Below are 18,872 nucleotides of genomic sequence, written 5' to 3' on the forward strand. Positions count from 1 at the left end.
ATTCATGTTTACAGGGCTGTAAACTTTTTCCTTTTGTGTAGAAAGTTATTCTCCAAAAATTTTTTTGGAGAATCTACGACCAGTAGGTGTAGCTGCCAATCCACCTTCAGCAGTCTCACGAAAGGCAGTCGGCATACTTGCTCCAACTTGATACATAGCGTCAACTACTTCGTCAACAGGAATTTTTGATTCAATACCTGCTAAAGCTATATCAGCGGCAATGAAAGCGTAGCTAGCTCCCATAGCATTTCGTTTGACACAGGGAACTTCTACCAGACCTGCAACGGGGTCACAGATTAATCCAAGCATATTCTTAATCACAAAACAAATTGCTTGGCTGGCTTGAAATGGGGTACCACCTGCTGCTAAAACAAGAGCTGCTGCACTCATGGCTGACGCTGATCCAACTTCTGCTTGACAGCCACCTTCAGCTCCTGAAATAGAAGCATTATTAGCGATGACTAGACCGAAAGCTCCAGCTGTTAATAAAAAGTCTAGTTGTTGTTTTTCAGTAAGATTTAATTTTTCGATAGCAGATGTAAGGACAGCGGGTAAACAACCAGCACTTCCTGCTGTCGGTGTTGCACAGACCAACCCCATTTTAGCATTGTATTCATTGACAGCAATAGCATTTTTTGCTGCCGTTAAGACAGTATAGTCCGAAAGAGCTTTTCCTGATTGAATATATTTGTGGAGTTTGGCTGCATCACCACCTGTTAAACCACTCCGAGATTTACTTTCATCTAATCCCATAACGACAGAAGCTTTCATAACTTCTAGATTTCTAGTCATCAAGCGTAAGACTTCATCTCGTTCACGACCTGTCAGTTCGTATTCAGTAGCAATCATCAGTTCGGCAACACTACCCTGAAAGTCTAAATCTGCCTGCTCCACTAATTCTTTGATTGAATAAAACATAAACTCTCCTATTTAAAGAAATTGACATTATGAAGTTTAGGAATTTTCCTGATTTCCTCAATAGCTCCTTCACAGCTGCGACTGTCAACTTCAATGATCATAATGGCTTTTTCACCTGCTTTTTCTCTTGTGACATTCATCTGTGCGATATTGATGTTATAACGAGAAAGTGCTTCAGTAACATGAGCAATCATTCCAGGAACATCCTGATGGACGATAATAATTGTCGGGGTATTCATGCTGAGCGAAACAGAAAAACCATTTAATTCAGTCACTTGAATATTTCCACCGCCAATGGAAATACCAGTAACACTAATCGCTTTTTGCTCATTTTTAATGGTGATTTTAGCTGTGTTTGGATGTGGAGCATTGCTATCTTTTTGAATCGTCCAGACAATTTTAATCCCTCTTTTATGGGCAATTTCTAGGCTATTTGGAATATCAGGATCATCTGTATCCATTCCGAGAATCCCAGCTACAAGAGCCAAGTCCGTACCATGTCCACGATAAGTTTTCGCAAAAGAATTAAATAGTTGGAATTCAACTTCTGTTGGTTCGTCATCAAAGATAGACGAGACAATTTTTCCGATACGAACAGCTCCTGCAGTATGACTACTAGATGGACCAATCATAACAGGTCCAATAATATCAAAAACAGATTGAAATTTTAGTGAGTTCATTGTAATTCCTTATAAGTTCATTAGCTTCATTATATCAAAATTCAGTATTTTTTGTTTGATAAAATAGATGTGATATAAATTCTAGACCATCTTTAAGGTCACTTTTCTTATAGTAACCTTAAAGCAAAGAAATATAGGGTGAATTTTAGTCTCTCTTCAATTTGCCTGTAATATTTTTAATGAAAGGTAAAAACAATAGTAATAATTAAGGTATATGATAGTTCTATCACAGAAAAGGAGAATTTAAATGATTTTAAATTTAAAGAATACAAATAAAAAAATGAAAGTAGGTTTAATGAGCTTAGCAGCAACAGCGCTATTCTTTCTTCCTACACTTGCAAACGCGGATAGTTATACAGTGAAATCTGGAGATACACTTTCAGCTATTGCTGCATCACATAATACAACAATTGATCAAATTGCTCAGAAGAATAAAATTAGCAATATTCATCTGATTAGTGTTGGGCAGGTATTGGAGTTAGATGACACCACTACAAGCACTGCAACTGCGGAGTCAAGTAATTCGGCAACTACCACATCTGGTCTGAGTGCTGAAGATGCAGCAGCAAAAGAATGGATTGCACAAAAAGAATCAAGTGGTAGTTACACAGCACAAAATGGACAATATTATGGTCGTTACCAATTGAGCTTATCTTACTTAAATGGTGACTTATCAGCAGAAAATCAAGAAAAAGTAGCAGACGCTTATGTAGCAGGTCGTTATGGTTCTTGGTCAGCTGCAAAGACTTTCTGGTTAGCAAATGGCTGGTATTGATGAATACAAAAAATGATTGAGGTTGGGACAAAATGTCTCAACCTTTTTGTGATGAAAGCAAGGCTTTAATATAGTAGTTTACGACTAAAAGCACCATTTTCAGACTATAGATAGAGGCTGAAAGTTGCTCATTAGATTCGCCCTTTTGATAGAATCTCTATTGTTTCATTCACTGATTTAATAGTTTATCCACTGAATTTTTAGTTTACAGTAGTGTAAAGTTATTGATGTCTGGTTATTGAAATTTGTTCTTAAGGTTATTTCGTGTTATAATAAACCTTGCTCTAAGCGACCTTCAATCGTTGAAAGCAAAACACGACCTTCAATCGTGAAATAACGAAAAGATGGGAGAACACTATGAGTGATCATTCTAAAACACGTGTTGTTGTCGGGATGAGTGGCGGTGTGGATTCGTCAGTTACGGCTCTTTTGTTAAAGGAGCAGGGCTATGACGTGATCGGCATTTTCATGAAAAATTGGGACGACACTGACGAAAATGGGGTCTGTACGGCTACAGAGGACTATAAAGACGTAGCAGCTGTGGCAGACCAAATTGGCATTCCCTATTATTCTGTCAACTTTGAAAAAGAGTATTGGGATCGCGTTTTTGAATATTTCTTAGCTGAATATCGAGCTGGTAGAACCCCGAATCCAGATGTCATGTGCAACAAAGAAATTAAGTTCAAAGCTTTTTTGGACTATGCTATGACATTGGGAGCGGATTATGTGGCAACAGGTCACTATGCGCGTGCAAAGCGCGATGAAGACGGAATTGTTCATATGCTGCGAGGAGTGGATAATGGCAAAGATCAGACTTATTTCCTTAGTCAGTTATCACAAGAGCAGCTGCAAAAAACGATGTTTCCGTTGGGACATTTAGAAAAGTCTGAAGTTCGAGCTATTGCAGAGAAAGCAGGATTGGCTACTGCTAAGAAAAAAGATTCAACCGGCATCTGCTTTATTGGTGAGAAGAACTTTAAAGAATTTCTGGGAAATTATTTACCAGCTCAACCTGGTCGCATGATGACAGTTGATGGTCGAGATATGGGTGAGCATGCTGGTTTGATGTATTATACAATTGGTCAGCGTGGAGGCCTTGGCATTGGTGGTCAGCATGGCGGGGATAATGAACCTTGGTTTGTAGTGGGTAAGGATCTCAGTCAAAATATTCTTTATGTTGGTCAAGGTTTTTACAATGACAACTTGATGTCAACGAGCCTTGACGCTAGTCAAGTACATTTTACAAGAAAAATGCCAGCTGAGTTTACTATGGAATGCACAGCTAAGTTCCGTTATCGTCAGCCAGATTCTAAGGTTACAGTAACTGTAAAGGGTGACAAGGCAATTGTCAACTTTGCAGAACCTCAACGCGCTATTACACCTGGACAAGCCGTTGTATTTTATGATGGAGAAGAATGTTTGGGTGGTGGTTTGATTGACAATGCCTATAAAGATGGTAAACTTCAACAGTATATTTAGATTGACATTTTTTAGCAATCTGCTAAAATGGATATAGCAATAACTATGATGGTCAAAGCTCATGGATGTTGCAGGCTTTTTGTCCTGCACTTCTAGAGGTTTGACTTTTTTGGTGAAAAAATAAGGAAAGAAAAGATGACACACAATTTTACTGAAAGTTATGATATTGTCGTAATTGGTGCTGGGCATGCAGGTGTTGAGGCTTCGTTAGCAGCCAGTCGAATGGGCTGTAAAGTCCTACTTGCGACAATCAATATTGAAATGCTAGCTTTTATGCCTTGTAATCCTTCTATTGGAGGATCTGCCAAGGGAATCGTTGTCCGCGAAGTGGATGCTCTAGGTGGAGAGATGGCTAAGAATATAGATAAAACTTATATTCAAATGAAGATGCTCAATACTGGGAAAGGTCCAGCGGTTCGTGCTCTTCGTGCCCAAGCAGATAAGGAACTTTATTCTAAAGAAATGCGCAAGACGGTTCAACATCAAGAAAATCTCACTTTGCGTCAAACTATTATAGATGAGATTCTAGTTGAGAACGGGAAAGTTGTTGGTGTGAAAACAGCTACACATCAAGAGTTTGCTACAAAGGCAGTTGTCGTAACAACCGGTACAGCTCTGCGTGGAGAAATTATTATTGGAGATTTGAAGTATTCTTCTGGTCCTAATCATAGTTTAGCTGCAATTAACTTAGCAGACAATTTACGTGATTTAGGGTTTGAAATTGGGCGTTTTAAAACAGGGACTCCACCACGTGTGAAAGCCTCTTCTATCAATTATGAAGAAACGGATATTCAGCCTGGAGACGAAAAAGCGAACCACTTTTCCTATACTTCTCACGATGAGGATTACCTCAAAGAGCAGATTCCTTGTTGGCTAACTTATACTAATGGAAGAAGTCATGAAATTATTCAAAACAACCTTTACCGTGCACCAATGTTTTCAGGGATGGTGAAAGGTGTAGGACCACGTTACTGCCCGTCAATTGAAGACAAAATTGTTCGTTTTGCGGACAAAGAGCGCCACCAACTTTTCTTGGAGCCAGAAGGGCGAGATACGGAAGAAGTTTATATTCAGGGGTTGTCAACGAGTTTGCCAGAAGATGTTCAAAAAGATTTAGTGCATTCTATTAAAGGACTTGAAAATGCTGAATTGATGCGAACTGGCTATGCGATTGAATACGATATGATTATGCCACATCAGCTTCGCGCTACTCTAGAAACTAAGAAAATCTCAGGTTTGTTTACAGCTGGGCAAACGAATGGGACGTCTGGTTATGAAGAAGCAGCGGGACAAGGCATTGTTGCAGGAATCAATGCAGCTCTGAAGGTTCAAGGAAAACCGGAACTGATTTTGAAACGCAGTGATGGTTATATTGGGGTCATGATTGATGACTTGGTTACTAAGGGAACGGTAGAGCCGTATCGTCTTTTGACTAGTCGAGCCGAATATCGTCTCATTTTACGTCATGACAATGCGGATATGCGATTGACTGAAATTGGACGCAGGGTAGGATTGGTTGATGATGAGCGCTGGCTGCGTTTTGAAATTAGGAAGAATCAATATGAAACTGAAATGAAGCGCTTGAGCACTATTAAATTAAAGCCGATTAAAGAAACGAATGAAATGGTTGAAAAATTAGGCTTTAAACCATTGACAGACGCAGTTACAGCGAAAGAATTTTTGCGTCGTCCAGAAGTTTCATATCAAGATGTTGTCAAGTTTGTCGGTTCAGCAGCTGAAGATTTAGATGAAAAGATAATCGAATTGATTGAGACTGAAGTCAAATATGAAGGCTATATTTCTAAGGCGTTGGATCAGGTTGAGAAGATGAAACGAATGGAAGAAAAACGAATACCAGCAAACATTGACTGGGATGATATTGATTCCATTGCGACAGAAGCTCGTCAGAAATTTAAGAAAATAAACCCAGAAACAATTGGTCAAGCTAGTCGGATTTCAGGTGTCAATCCAGCGGATATTTCGATTTTGATGGTTTATTTGGAAGGTAAATCACGAAGTATCTCAAAAAATCAAGAAAAAGCAAAAAAATAAATGATGAAGATGCTTGTTCACATTTCTGAGCAAGTGTTTTTTCGTCAATAATACTTGACAAAGCTGTAAACTAACAGAGAAATAAAGCTAATTTAATGGGAAAATCAGGTATTCTTTTTTGTAAAGTAATCAAAGGGATGCAGGAAGATTTAATTTTTTCTAAAGTTTGACAGTATTATTTGGCTTGTTTTAATAAGGGAAAACTCGCTTTTTTAGAGCTTTTGTGGTAAAATGGCGGTTAAGAGGTTTGTGATGAAAAAATTTCGTTTTACTCCAATTCATTTTGTAATCATGGGCGTTATTTCCTTTGGAATTTTAGCTATTTTATTACGAGTTTTTGGTAGCAGCATTCTGATGTTATCTGCACTTTTTTTGGTGCTTGCTCTTTTGATTTTTCTATTAATTTACCAACAAAAAAGTTATGAAATTGATGAAGTGGAACAAATCCAGTATGTGAATGACCAAGCAGAAAATAGTTTGGCGTCATTGCTTGAAAGAATGCCGGTTGGTGTTGTAAAAGTTGATCAAACATCTGGAAATGTAGAATGGTTTAATCCTTACGCAGAGTTGATTCTTACCAATGAAGACGGTGAATTTGATGTGGATTTACTGCAAAAAATTACCAAAACACCATCTGAGGGTGCTGGGTCGTATGCAACAATTGGGGATACAAAATATTCGGTCTACTTAGATCATGCTTCAAGTGTATTTTACTTTTTTGATGCTTCAAGTGAGTATGAGGCAACTTCAGAATTAGTAACGACGAGACCAGTTATCGGTATTATTTCAGTCGATAATTATGATGATTTAGAGGATGTTGTCTCAGATTCAGACATTAGCCACATTAATAGTTTTATCGCAAATTTTGTCTCTGAATTTGCAGAAAAATATGCTATGTTTTCTCGTCGTGTGGGAATGGATCGTTTCTATATTTTTACGGACTACACGGTGTTAGATCGGTTAATGCAAAATAAGTTTGCAGTTATTGATCAGTTTAGAGAAGAAGCTAAAAATCGGGAAATTCCTCTCACATTGAGTATGGGCTTTTCTTATGGTGATAGTAATCATGAGCAAATTGGTAAAGTGGCTCTCTTAAACTTGAATCTTGCTGAAGTTCGTGGTGGTGATCAGGCTGTTGTCAAAGAAAATGATGAGTCAAAGAATCCTGTTTACTTTGGTGGTGGCTCAGCTGCATCGGTGAAACGGACACGTACTCGCACGCGAGCTATGATGACTGCTATTTCGGATAAGATTAAAAGTGTGGACCAAGTTTTTGTAGTTGGGCACAAAAATTTGGATATGGATGCGCTTGGTTCTGCTGTGGGAATGCAAGTATTTGCTAGTAATATTATTGATCAGACTTATGCGGTTTATGATCCTCATCAAATGGCTGCGGATATTGATCGAGCAGTTCGCAGACTGCAGGATGAAGGGGAGACTAATCTTCTTTCGGTCGCTGATGCGATGACAATGGTGACCAATCGTTCTCTGTTGATTATGGTGGATCATTCAAAAACAGCTCTGACTTTATCAAAAGAATTTTATGATTTGTTTAACCAAATTATTGTCATTGATCACCACAGAAGAGATCAAGATTTTCCGGAAAATGCTGTTATCACTTATATCGAAAGTGGAGCAAGCAGTGCCTGTGAATTGGTAACAGAGTTGATTCAATTCCAAAATTCTAAGACAAAACGCTTGAGTAAAATGCAGGCTAGTGTGTTGATGGCTGGGATTATGCTGGATACGAAGAAGTTTTCTTCTCGTGTAACCAGTCGGACGTTTGATGTGGCGAGCTATTTACGCACGCGCGGAAGTGATAGTGTGGCTATTCAAGATATTTCAGCAACGGATTTTGATGAGTACCGTGAAGTGAATGAGCTAATTTTAAATGGTAAGAAAATCTTGCCAAATGTACTCGTTGCTACCGGAGCAGAAGAAAAATGCTATGATACAGTTGTTATCAGTAAAGCAGCAGATGCTATGTTAGCTATGTCAGGGATTGAAGCTAGTTTTGTTGTCGGCAAGAACAAACAAAATAGTATATCGATATCTGCTCGTAGTCGTAGTAAAATCAATGTCCAACGTATCATGGAAGAACTGGGCGGCGGCGGTCATTTTAATTTGGCGGCAGCGCAAATTCCTGACCAGACAATTGCTCAGGTGGTTCATAGCTTAAATGAAATTATTGTTCGTGAAGTACTAAAAGATAAGGAGTTAGAAGAATGAAAGTAATCTTTTTAGCAGATGTAAAAGGTAAAGGAAAAAAAGGTGAAATTAAAGAAGTGCCTACTGGCTATGCACAGAATTTTCTGATTAAGAAAAATCTTGCCAAAGAGGCGACTGCAGCAGCTATCGGCGAACTTCGCGGAAAACAAAAATCAGAGGAAAAAGCACACGCTGAAATGCTAGCTGAAGCGCAAGCCATTAAGAAAAAGTTGGAAGCAGAAAGTACAATTGTCGAATTTACTGAAAAAGTGGGACCAGATGGACGGACTTTTGGTTCTATTACCAGTAAAAAAATTGCTGAAGAGTTGCAGAAGCAATTTGGAATTAGAATTGATAAACGATTGATTCAAGTCAAGAATCCTATTCGTTCTGTTGGCTTGATTGATGTGCCAGTGAAAATTTATCAAGATGTGACTAGTGTGATTAACTTACGTGTAAAAGAAGGTTAATTGAAGAATATTTTTTAAGAGAGGAGGTCTTATGGCAGATGTTGATGAATTGCGAGCACAACCGCAGGATATTTTAGCAGAGCAATCTGTTTTAGGTGCGATTTTTATTGATGAAAGTAAGCTGGTGTTTGTTCGTGAATATATCGAGCCAACTGACTTCTTTAAATATGCCAATCGGTTAATTTTTAAAGCGATGATTGACTTGGCAGATCGAGGCGATGCCATTGATGCGACAACTGTTCGTAATATTTTAGACAGTCAGGGTGATTTGCAAAATATCGGTGGCTTGTCTTACTTGGTTGAAGTGGTCAACTCAGTACCGACTTCTGCCAATGCTGAATATTATGCTAAGATTGTAGCAGAAAAGGCTGTTTTGCGCCGGTTGATTGCGCGGCTGACAGACTCTATCAATCTAGCTTATGATGGTGCCAGTCCTGCAGATGAAATCATTGCTGGGGCTGAAAAAGCGCTGATCGATGTTAGTGAAAATTCTAGTCGAAGCGGCTTTAAAAATATTAAAGAGATTTTGAATCTTAACTTTGGTAGCTTGGAAACGCGGTCTCAGCAAACTTCTGATATTACAGGGATTGCGACAGGTTATCAAGATTTGGATCACATGACCACAGGACTGCATGAAGAAGAGTTAATCATCGTGGCAGCTCGTCCTGCGGTTGGTAAGACCGCTTTTGCTCTTAATATTGCTCAAAATATTGGAACAAAGCTAGATAAAACAGTCGCTATCTTTTCTTTAGAAATGGGGGCAGAAAGCCTAGTAGACCGAATGCTAGCAGCAGAGGGGTTAATTGAATCACATTCAATCCGTACAGGACAATTGACGGATGAAGAATGGAGCAAGTATGCAATTGCACAAGGAAATCTAGCAGAAGCTAGTATTTACATTGACGATACGCCAGGAATTCGGATTACAGAAATTCGTTCGCGTGCTCGAAAATTAGCGCAAGAAACAGGAAATCTTGGATTAATCTTGATTGACTACTTGCAGTTGATTACAGGGACTGGTCGAGAGAATCGTCAGCAAGAAGTATCTGAAATCTCTCGTCAATTAAAGATTTTGGCAAAAGAGTTGAAAGTGCCAGTCATTGCGCTGAGCCAATTGTCACGGAGTGTGGAACAGCGTCAGGACAAACGGCCTGTTTTGTCAGACATTCGTGAGTCGGGTTCTATTGAGCAGGATGCAGATATTGTTGCATTTTTATATCGAGATGACTACTATGAACGCGGCGGTGAAGAACCTGAAGGGCTTCCAAACAACAAGGTTGAAGTGATTATCGAAAAGAACCGTAGCGGTGCGCGTGGTACGGTAGAATTGATTTTCCAAAAAGAATACAATAAGTTTTCAAGTATTTCCAAGAGAGAGGAATAAACAATGAGTGATGCATTTACAGATGTTGCAAAAATGAGAAAAATTAAAGAAGAAATCAAAGCCCATGAGGGCAAAATGGTAGAAATGACTCTTGAAAATGGCCGTAAACGTCAAAAAAATAAGCAAGGGCGCTTGATTGAAGTTTATCCTTCTTTGTTTATCGTTGAATATACAAGTAATGGAGGTCAACCAGGTGAGATTGAAAACACTTATGTCGAATCTTATACTTATTCAGATATTTTAACAGAGAAAAATCTCATTCGTTATTTGGATTAAGAATAAATAGGTTTTAATGGCGAAAAACTGCTTTGATTGATGTGGCTGGAGTGAAAAATGATTAAAAATCTAGTTTTTGATTTTGGCAATGTTTTAATTGAATGGAACCCTGCTAAGATTTTAGCTGCTTTTGTAAAAGAAGAAGACCGTAAGCGCGTCGAGGCTGCTATTTTTGATTCGGGACTTTGGGCTCAGACAGATACTGGACAATTAACTTTGAAATCAGCCATTCAGGCGGCTCAAACATTGCTAGATAGTTCTTACTCTGCTACTGTTGAAGCCATTTTTACTCATTGGTATGAGACAGTGGATGTTTATCATCAGCTACAAGAGAAAATTTTTGAATGGGCTCAGCTGGGATATGGCATTTATATTTTGTCTACTACAAGTGAGATATTTTATGCAGTTGAAAATGCAGGTTTATTACCGATGACGAAAGTTTTGACTGGGAAAATCCTTTCTTACGAAGTAGGGTTTGCAAAGCCAGATAAAAGCATCTATCAAAAGTTACTAGCTCAATACGCATTACAAGCTAATCAATGTGTATTTATAGATGATTTACAGATAAATTTAGATGTCGCTAAAAGTCTAGGATTTGAAACTATTTTAGCAACATCTGAACAGCAAAATATAATTGCGATAGAGGAATTGTTGAAGAAAAAAGGTTATTTTCATAGAAAGAAATAATCTGGGAAAATCCGTCTTTACAGATAGGATTTTTTTTGATATAATGGCTTTTGTGTGAAATAGCAGCAGGAGGGCATGAAGCTCGTCAACAGAATATTAGCTATAAAAGTAGCCTTGGCTGTTTAGGCGAAAATGTTCTGCACGAATCAGGGCTTTCTAAGTGACTATTTCCTCAAATTATTATTTTTACAGGAGGACATGTTTATGTCACGTTATACAGGGCCATCTTGGAAACAAGCTCGTCGTTTGGGTCTTTCACTTACAGGTACAGGGAAAGAATTGGCACGTCGTAACTACGTACCAGGTCAACATGGACCAAACAACCGTAGTAAATTGTCAGAATACGGTTTGCAATTGGCTGAAAAACAAAAACTTCGCTTCACTTATGGTGTAGGTGAAAAACAATTCCGTAACTTGTTTGTACAAGCAACTAAAATCAAAGGTGGAATCCTTGGTTTTAACTTCATGCTTCTTTTGGAACGTCGTTTGGATAATGTTGTTTATCGTCTTGGACTTGCAACAACTCGTCGTCAAGCTCGTCAATTCGTAAACCACGGTCATATCCTTGTTGACGGAAAACGTGTAGATATTCCTAGCTACCGTGTATCTGTTGGTCAAGTGATTTCAGTTCGTGAAAAATCACTTAAAGTACCTGCAATTCTTGAAGCGGTTGAAGCAACTCTTGGACGTCCAGCATTTGTATCATTTGATGCTGAAAAATTAGAAGGTTCATTGACTCGCTTGCCAGAGCGCGACGAAATCAACCCAGAAATCAACGAAGCGCTTGTCGTTGAATACTATAACAAACAACTTTAATTGATGGATTATCAGAGGTTGGGAATCTTCCCAGCTTCTTTTTTTGTTGTAAAGATTACGAAGAAAAGCCCTAGAGAGCTTGTGGGTGCTACTAGGGAAAGGTATAAGAAATATTCTAATCCAACATTTTTAAAAGAAAATCTGCCATTTGTTCAGGGCTTTCTTTTTTTCCTCTAGCAATCCACATTTGACAAACTCCAAAAAAGGCGTTTGTCAGGTAAACATAGCTGTATTCTTTCTCCACTTGACTTAGTAGTTTACTACTAAAGCGCTCTTGTAGGTCTTCAGCCAGCATGATTTGGAATTTATGGCGTAAAAATGTTTGAATTTCTTTTGTTCCGTTTTCTGTTAACAAAACAGAAAGGAGGGATTCGCGTGTGAGAAAATCAAAAACTTCTATAATCGCGCTACGCTTGTCTTGAGCATACTTCTCAAAAATGTATTCTAACTTATGGAAAAGTTTCTGTTGATAATGCTCAATCATATCATATTTATCTTTGTAGTGTGTATAAAAACTACTGCGACTAATGCCGGCAGTCTTGGTCAACTTGACAGTGCTAATCTGGTCGAATGATTCGTGTTCCAGTAGCTCTACCATCGCATTTTCAATAATCATTTTTGTTTTTTGGCGCTTGTTACTTTCTGCCATATTAGTTTTCCTCTTTTGAACAATTTTATACAACGTGTCTAAAATTGAAATTTTTCTCTTGTGAAAAAATGTAGAAACTGTATAATCTATTATATCAAATATTTAGACAATGTGTATAAAAACATTTCAAAAATTAAAATTTTTATACAGAGTGTCTAAGATAGAGGAGAAAAAATGTTCAAAGAATGGAAAGCAATTTTCAAAAAACCAATTTTTGTGATTGTCATGATTGGTGTTTCCTTGATTCCTGCTCTTTATAATGTGATCTTTTTGAGCTCCATGTGGAATCCTTATGGTAAAGTTTCAGAATTGCCAGTAGCGGTTGTGAATAAAGACCAACATGCGACATTTAACAACAACACCTTATCTGTTGGTGATGATATGGTGAAAAGTCTTAAAAAGAATGATGCTTTAGATTTTCATTTTGTATCTGAAGCAAAGGCAAAGAAAGGTTTGGAGAAGGGTGATTATTATATGATTATCACGCTTCCAAGTGATTTATCCCAAAAGGCAGCTAGTATTCTGGATAATAAGCCACAAAAAATGCAGATTGATTATCAAACGTCTAGTGGACATAGCTTTATTGCTAGTAAGATGAGTGATTCGGCTATGACGCGACTTCAACAAACTGTCGCAAACAATGTGACCAATACATACACGACATCGCTCTTCAAGAGTATGAATAGCTTGAAGAAAGGCATGATAACAGCTGCTTCTGGTAGTAGGCAACTCGCTTCTGGCGGTCAACAATTGAAAGAGGGTAGTCAAACCTTGACAGATAATTTACAGACTTTATCTAGTTCTAGTATGACGTTTGCGGATGGTGCTAATACATTAACGACAGGTTTGGGAACCTATACGCTTGGGGTGCATCAGCTGTCAGACGGAATTGGTACGCTATCGACACGCCTTTCAGCTTATACGTCAGGTGTCGGTCAATTGGCTTCTGGGACAGATACGCTTTCAAAAGGTCTGACAGACTATACAAATACTGTTGGTCAATTGGCTTCTGGTTCAGATACGTTGTCAAAAGGTCTGATGGGGTATACAAGTGCTGTTGGTCAATTGGCTGACGGTTCAGGAGAATTATCAGATGGTTTAAATGCGTATGCCAATGGTGTAGCAAATCTTGCAGGCGGTGCGAATCAGTTAAATGCTCAATCGCAAAATTTATTGGCTGGAGTCAATCAATTGACCGCTTCTAATGGAGAAATTCAAAAATTATCAAGTGGCGCGCATCAATTAGCTACGGGTCTGAATACGTTAATGACAACTGTTCAACAATCTGGCATGACTGCTGAACAAGTTCAACAGCTACAGGATTTGCAAGCAGGTTTAACTGCTGTGCAAACCGCTCTTTCAACTGGATCAGACTTGTCAGCCGCTAAAGCAAGCATGACGACTGCTTTAAGCGATATGGAAACGGCTGCGAACACACTTGCCAATAGTGCGACGACAGACAAGACCACGATTGCAACTAACGTGGCTGCTACAGCTGCTTATCAAAAGTTAAGTGCTAGTGAGCAGGCAGAAATCAATGCTGCGATTTCGCAAACTCCAAGTCAAACTGCTACGACTGCGGCAAGTCTATTGACAAATATTCAAGCGCTCAAGACGCAAGTGGCGAACTTGCTAGAGCAATCTTCTAATCAACAAAACATCGCTGTTATCGAACAAGCAAAAGGTGCGCTTTCAGAGCTTCAAACGAGCGCACAACAATCCCAAGCAAAAATCCTTGTAGCTTTGCAACAATCAACTGCGGGTGCTAATCAAGTAGCAGCAGGTATTGATCAATTGCAAACGAGCTTAGCAACGGGTGCTGGTCGATTAGCAAAAGGTGTAACCGACTACACCAATGGGGTTGCGCAGATTACGGCAGGGGCTAATACCTTATCTGGCAATAGCGGCCAATTGACATCTGGTATGGCGAAAATCAGTTCAGGTTCTAAGACCTTGGCTAGTAAGAATAGTCAGTTGACGTCTGGTATGGCGAAAATCAGTTCAGGTTCTAAGACCTTGACTGGTAAGAATAGTCAATTGACATCTGGTATGGCAAAAATCAATTCTGGAGCTAATCAATTGGCGGCTAATAATGGTCAAATTGACGCTGGTTTAGCAAAATTGGCAGACGGAGCTAGTCAATTAGTGAACAACTCTGCAGCTCTTGTGTCAGGGGCAGGCAAACTATCTGATGGTGCTGGTCAAATTGCGAATGGTTCTACGAAGCTGGCAGACGGCAGCTCAACTATCACGTCTAATCTGGGAGCACTTGTGTCGGGTGCGGACAGCTTAACAGCCGGTTTGACAGACGCCAAAGATCAATTATCCACGGTGACAACCAATAAAGCCAACGCCAAGGCGCTTGCAAATCCATTGACAACGAAGAAAATAGATAAAGACCATGTTGGTAAAAATGGTATCGGTATGGCTCCATATATGATTTCTGTGGCACTTTTTGTAGCAGCGATTTCAACCAATATCATCTTTAGCACGCTACCTTCTGGTAAGAAGCCACAGACACGTATGGAATGGCTGAAAGCACGTATTCAGGTCAATGGCGTTATTTCTCTCTTGGCAGGTTTATTGGTGTATGGTGCAGTGCACATGATTGGCTTGACTGCCAACCACGAATGGGCAACGCTTGGTATCATTCTTTTGACCAGCATGTGCTTCATGGCTGTGGTGACGGCTCTGGTAACGTGGGACACTAAGCTTGGTGCTTTCACTTCTTTGATTTTGCTATTGCTGCAACTAGCCTCTAGTGCAGGGACTTACCCACTTCCGTTGACGGATAAGATTTTCCAAGATGTCAATCCTTGGTTGCCGATGAGCTATTCTGTTTCGGCTTTGCGTCAAACGATTTCGATGACGGGGCAAGTTGGCGGACAAGTTGCCTTCATGACAGTTGTTCTGCTGCTCTTTGTCGGTCTTGGTTTCTTGGTCTACAATCCGAATAAAAAAGAATTAGTCTAATCTAAAAGCTCTTGTATCTTGAATACAGGAGCTTCTTTTTTAAATTAAACCAAAGTGGGCAAGGGCATGTGGAATGCCATTTTCATCATTAGAGCGCGTGATGAAAGTGGCTGCTTCTTTGACGGCTGTTTGGCTATTGCCCATTGCAATGGGATAATCTACTGTTTCAAACATGGTCAGGTCATTGAGCCCGTCTCCGAATGCGTAAGTCGGTGCTTCGTCTGCCATCAAGGTCAGCAGGTGCTGAATCCCAGAGCCTTTGTTACAGCCGTGCGGCGTGATGTCTATCGAGTAGGGGCTGTTACGGAAAAAGTGCAGTTCAGGGACTTCTGTTTGGTACTGGGTGTCTTTTTCTGGCTCCTCACTAAAAATGAGCAACATCTGACAAGGCTGGTTTTGATAAATGGTCGGACCGACTTGGGGCAGGTCTTGATGAAAATAGCGGAAATTCCGCTGAACAGTCAGACTGAGCGCCGTCACACGCATTTCTCCTTGCGAATAAAAACCGAGGTCATGCTCATTTTCCTTTGCCAGTTGCAGGAGCTTGAGAATGCTGTTTTGCGCAATTCGTCCTTCAAACAGGAATTGCTTTTCATGGAGGATTTCCATGCCATTTAGCAAGATAGCGGAATGAATCCCAGCGTCTTCCAGAACCGTCCCCATTTCTCCGCGCCCGCGCCCCGTACAGATAATAGGCAGAAAGCCGTTGGCTCGTAGTTGAGCAATGGCTGTTTTGTTGTCTGCTGGGACTTGTCCTTGGCTATCAACCAAGGTGCCGTCAATATCAAAAAATACAAATCCGTTGTAAGTCATTTGCTTCTCTGTCTCCTTTAAGGTGCTGAAGTTCCACGTGAAACATGAGAGAAAGGGGAAGTACGATGCTGTTTGACTTCTTCTTTCAAGTTTTCGAGCAAGGTCATTTCTTCTGTCAGCTCAAGCAACTGGAGCCCCTTCTGGATAAGGGCGTCGTCTCCTTGGCAAATACCCAGGCGAACCTGAGCAAAGCCGAGCTTGTCGTATCGTTTTGTTTGCTTGGCGAGCGGTAAGATCATCTCGGTGATACGCTGGCAATCGTCAAGGTGGTTGTTGTAAAGGTAAATTGTCGAAAGGTTGGCTAAAATGGAGAATTGTGTACTGTGAATTTCTTTGTAATGCTTATACTTGTTGAGACTGGCTAAGATTTTTTCCGTTATATTTTGAATGGTTTCTAGTGGGAAGAAGTAAAGAATAACACTTAGTAAATTTAGGTCACTTTCATAAAAAGTATCTCGTTTTTCTAAATCTGTCCATAACTGTTGGGCTAAAAATTGTGCTTGACTACTGATTTTATTTTTTCTAATTTCAATTAGTATATTTGCCATACGCAAAATATTGCTAATGGGAATATCATGATGAGCATTCAAGTAGTCTTCACACTGTTTGGTTAAATCCAGTAATTGTTTTGTTTCAACGACAGACAAATAATTTTTAAATTGTAAGATGATCTTCATTCTGTGATTTGAATGATAATAATCACAAATATATTCAAATTCCCCAAAGCTCATGTCAATCTGGTGGAGCAGAAATTCCATGGTTTCATAGCTGGGAACGGATTGGTTGCTTTCAAACTTGGAAAGATTGGAGCGAGAAATCCAATCTCCGCAAATCTCTTGCTGGGTGATTCCCTTTGCTTTTCGAATCGTCTTGTAAACTGTGCCAATATCCCAACGCATAGGCGACTCCTTGTGTTAAATATGAAATGTGAAAATAGTGGGCATTTTGTGAATGCCTTTTCATCATATTATATCATATAGATGAAAGGAGAAAAAGTGATGAAGAAAAATACCTTTTCTGCTTCTGCGTTCCATTAAGGACTGTGTGTTCAAACTGTTTTGAAAGTGGTTAGTCCTCTTTTTCAGAAAATTTCCTATAATTTCCCATTCATGTTATACTAAATGAGATGATTTTTCATTCGTCCGAGGGTCGGACGACTTGCCTTAAAACAGGTTTGCTTTGTCCGAGGGTCGGACGGCTTGCCTTGAAACAGGTTTGCTTCGTCCGAGGGTCAGACGGTTTGCCTTGAAACAAGTTTGCTTCGTCCGAGCCTCGGACAGGATAAAGAAAAGTCATTCATCTTATCTGAGGGTCAGATAAGAAAAAATATTTTTTAATAAGGAAAGGATTTTATGCCAAAAGGAAAGTTAGTTAATGTTCAGGTGAGCAGTCTCCGTCATGCAGAATTCACGCAGTTTATCACTCGTTTTTTAGACGATGTGGAGAAAGAAGCGCTCGACTTTAAAAATGAGGACGTCATTACCGCTCTCGTCAAGAAGATAAAGGCAGCCTTGCCTGCTTATCAAGCCTCTCTCGGTCAGATTCGGGCGAGTGAAAAATCAGCTTCGATTAGTGCGGCTGACGAATTGCGCGACGCTGATTTGCAAGCTCTTCGCGATGCGCTGAAACCTTATCGGGCAGCCAAGCGGGAGGAGGAAAAGGCAGCTTATGCCAGCTTGAAACGCTTGTTTGACCAATACAAAGACGCTCATCAGAAGCATTACGAGGAAGAAACAGCCCTCGTTGTCAGCTTACTGGACAAGCTAAAAACAGCCCCATATAAGGAGCAGGTGGGGACTTTAGCGCTTGGGAAATTCGTTGAAAACCTGACCGAAAGCCACTCGGCTTTTGAACAACTCTTTGCCTCTCGCTCCCAAGAGAAGTTGCAAAAAGTGAGCTATGATGTCAAGCAATTGCGCAAAGAAGTAGCGACGCCTTACCAACAATTGGCAGACTATGTCGAAATTTTAAGTCAGGTCAAATCAGATGAGTTTTACCAGAACGTACTTTCCGTGCTCAATAATAGCCGCAAATATTATGCGGATATCCTTGCTCGCCGCAAGGGGAAAGAGCCTAAAGTGGAAGCAGGAAAAGTAGCAGAAATCAACTAAAATTTCTCCTTCATCTTGCTTGAAGTTTGTCTGTCAGAGTGGTAAGATAAAGGTGAAGAAGAGGAACGAGCAGCAGATTAGAAAGCGTGATGTAATGATAAAATTTCATTTTAATAACGAATTTTGGTTTCGGTGGCGGTTTTATCTGTTGAGCATGCTGATATTCTTTGGATTGATTGATCCTTACGTGAAATTGGATGTGTTCAATGTGATTTATTTTACTGTGCTGGGAATATTTTTGCTTTTGCAAATCTTTGTTCCAGAGCGCTCGCATAAGCGCTCCTATCCAGTAGGCAGTTATCATTTTAACTGGGAATTTTATAATGATATTTCTTTGTATTTGATAATGTATTTTTTACACTTCTTCTCTTCTGGTCCAAGAAATAGCCATGATGTGTGGTACTGGATTTTGCTAGTTTGGGCACTTATTGCTCTTCTTTCATTTCTAATCAAAAGAGAAAAAGCAGAGAAGAGCGAGGAATAAGATGCGGCAGCCTCTATTTTCTATTTCATTCTACAGACATCTATTAAACACCTCCAGAAAATGGGGGTGTTTTGTTTTCTTTAAGTTTTCTTTAGCT

The 18,872-nt window shown here is 39.6% G+C and carries 17 protein-coding genes; 12 read left to right on the forward strand and 5 right to left on the reverse strand.

Annotation, left to right across the window (positions count from 1 at the left end; all coding sequences use genetic code 11):
• Positions 1–45: 45 nt before the first annotated feature.
• Together sdaAA and sdaAB are read right to left on the reverse strand one after the other, a co-directional pair.
• On the reverse strand, positions 46–918 hold the full coding sequence (gene sdaAA / locus HMPREF2634_RS07660; protein WP_003026769.1) for an L-serine ammonia-lyase, iron-sulfur-dependent, subunit alpha: 873 nt from the start codon (positions 916–918) through the stop codon (positions 46–48).
• A gap of 8 nt (positions 919–926) precedes the next feature.
• On the reverse strand, positions 927–1,598 hold the full coding sequence (gene sdaAB, locus HMPREF2634_RS07665; RefSeq protein ID WP_003026768.1) for an L-serine ammonia-lyase, iron-sulfur-dependent subunit beta: 672 nt from the start codon (positions 1,596–1,598) through the stop codon (positions 927–929).
• 247 nt (positions 1,599–1,845) lie between these two features.
• On the opposite strand from sdaAB, the gene HMPREF2634_RS07670 reads away from it, so the two are divergent.
• The 9 genes from HMPREF2634_RS07670 (at position 1,846) to rpsD (ending at position 11,745) form a co-directional block, all read left to right on the forward strand.
• A complete protein-coding gene (locus HMPREF2634_RS07670; RefSeq protein ID WP_021002234.1) occupies positions 1,846–2,373 on the forward strand; it encodes an aggregation-promoting factor in 528 nt (175 codons plus the stop codon).
• A gap of 333 nt (positions 2,374–2,706) precedes the next feature.
• On the forward strand, positions 2,707–3,852 hold the full coding sequence (gene mnmA / locus HMPREF2634_RS07675; RefSeq protein WP_256381278.1) for a tRNA 2-thiouridine(34) synthase MnmA: 1,146 nt from the start codon (positions 2,707–2,709) through the stop codon (positions 3,850–3,852).
• A gap of 135 nt (positions 3,853–3,987) precedes the next feature.
• The gene (mnmG, locus tag HMPREF2634_RS07680; protein WP_003026760.1) at positions 3,988–5,904 is read left to right on the forward strand and encodes a tRNA uridine-5-carboxymethylaminomethyl(34) synthesis enzyme MnmG; all 1,917 of its coding nucleotides are present in this window, start codon (positions 3,988–3,990) and stop codon (positions 5,902–5,904) included.
• Between the two features lie 252 nt (positions 5,905–6,156).
• Positions 6,157–8,133 (forward strand): DHH family phosphoesterase, encoded by a 1,977-nt coding sequence (locus HMPREF2634_RS07685; protein ID WP_021002233.1) that lies wholly within the window; start codon positions 6,157–6,159, stop codon positions 8,131–8,133.
• The gene (rplI, locus tag HMPREF2634_RS07690; RefSeq protein ID WP_003026754.1) at positions 8,130–8,582 is read left to right on the forward strand and encodes a 50S ribosomal protein L9; all 453 of its coding nucleotides are present in this window, start codon (positions 8,130–8,132) and stop codon (positions 8,580–8,582) included. Before HMPREF2634_RS07685 ends, rplI begins: the two co-directional genes overlap by 4 nt.
• Before the next feature lie 31 nt (positions 8,583–8,613).
• Positions 8,614–9,966, forward strand: coding sequence for a replicative DNA helicase (gene dnaB / locus HMPREF2634_RS07695; protein WP_070836444.1), 1,353 nt, complete (start codon positions 8,614–8,616; stop codon positions 9,964–9,966).
• Positions 9,967–9,969: 3 nt separating this feature from the next.
• Positions 9,970–10,242 (forward strand): Veg family protein, encoded by a 273-nt coding sequence (locus tag HMPREF2634_RS07700; RefSeq protein ID WP_003026751.1) that lies wholly within the window; start codon positions 9,970–9,972, stop codon positions 10,240–10,242.
• Positions 10,243–10,299: 57 nt separating this feature from the next.
• The gene (locus tag HMPREF2634_RS07705) at positions 10,300–10,929 is read left to right on the forward strand and encodes an HAD family hydrolase (protein WP_003026750.1); all 630 of its coding nucleotides are present in this window, start codon (positions 10,300–10,302) and stop codon (positions 10,927–10,929) included.
• 204 nt (positions 10,930–11,133) lie between these two features.
• Positions 11,134–11,745: a 30S ribosomal protein S4 gene (rpsD, locus tag HMPREF2634_RS07710; protein WP_003026749.1), complete on the forward strand. Its 612-nt coding sequence runs from the start codon at positions 11,134–11,136 to the stop codon at positions 11,743–11,745.
• 115 nt (positions 11,746–11,860) lie between these two features.
• Here the strand turns inward: rpsD and HMPREF2634_RS07715 are convergent, their stop codons facing one another.
• Positions 11,861–12,394 (reverse strand): TetR/AcrR family transcriptional regulator, encoded by a 534-nt coding sequence (locus HMPREF2634_RS07715; RefSeq protein WP_003026748.1) that lies wholly within the window; start codon positions 12,392–12,394, stop codon positions 11,861–11,863.
• A gap of 174 nt (positions 12,395–12,568) precedes the next feature.
• Here HMPREF2634_RS07715 and HMPREF2634_RS07720 point away from each other — a divergent pair, with 174 nt between their 5' ends.
• The gene (locus HMPREF2634_RS07720) at positions 12,569–15,367 is read left to right on the forward strand and encodes a YhgE/Pip domain-containing protein (protein ID WP_021002232.1); all 2,799 of its coding nucleotides are present in this window, start codon (positions 12,569–12,571) and stop codon (positions 15,365–15,367) included.
• 39 nt (positions 15,368–15,406) lie between these two features.
• Here HMPREF2634_RS07720 and HMPREF2634_RS07725 read toward each other — a convergent pair whose 3' ends face one another.
• Both HMPREF2634_RS07725 and HMPREF2634_RS07730 read right to left on the reverse strand, forming a co-directional pair.
• Positions 15,407–16,180, reverse strand: a complete 774-nt coding sequence (locus HMPREF2634_RS07725; RefSeq protein WP_021002231.1) for a Cof-type HAD-IIB family hydrolase — start codon at positions 16,178–16,180, stop codon at positions 15,407–15,409.
• 17 nt (positions 16,181–16,197) lie between these two features.
• A complete protein-coding gene (locus HMPREF2634_RS07730; protein ID WP_021002230.1) occupies positions 16,198–17,079 on the reverse strand; it encodes a helix-turn-helix domain-containing protein in 882 nt (293 codons plus the stop codon).
• Between the two features lie 453 nt (positions 17,080–17,532).
• Here HMPREF2634_RS07730 and HMPREF2634_RS07735 point away from each other — a divergent pair, with 453 nt between their 5' ends.
• Positions 17,533–18,291 (forward strand): DUF6261 family protein, encoded by a 759-nt coding sequence (locus HMPREF2634_RS07735; protein WP_070836445.1) that lies wholly within the window; start codon positions 17,533–17,535, stop codon positions 18,289–18,291.
• 52 nt (positions 18,292–18,343) lie between these two features.
• Positions 18,344–18,775 carry a hypothetical protein gene (locus tag HMPREF2634_RS09790; RefSeq protein ID WP_257362203.1) on the forward strand — a complete coding sequence of 144 codons (432 nt, stop codon included), beginning with the start codon at positions 18,344–18,346 and terminating at the stop codon, positions 18,773–18,775.
• The last annotated feature ends 97 nt before the right edge of the window (positions 18,776–18,872 follow it).

The sequence above is a fragment of the Streptococcus sp. HMSC034B03 genome (assembly GCF_001838575.1).
Taxonomy (GTDB): Bacteria; Bacillota; Bacilli; order Lactobacillales; family Streptococcaceae; genus Streptococcus; species Streptococcus anginosus.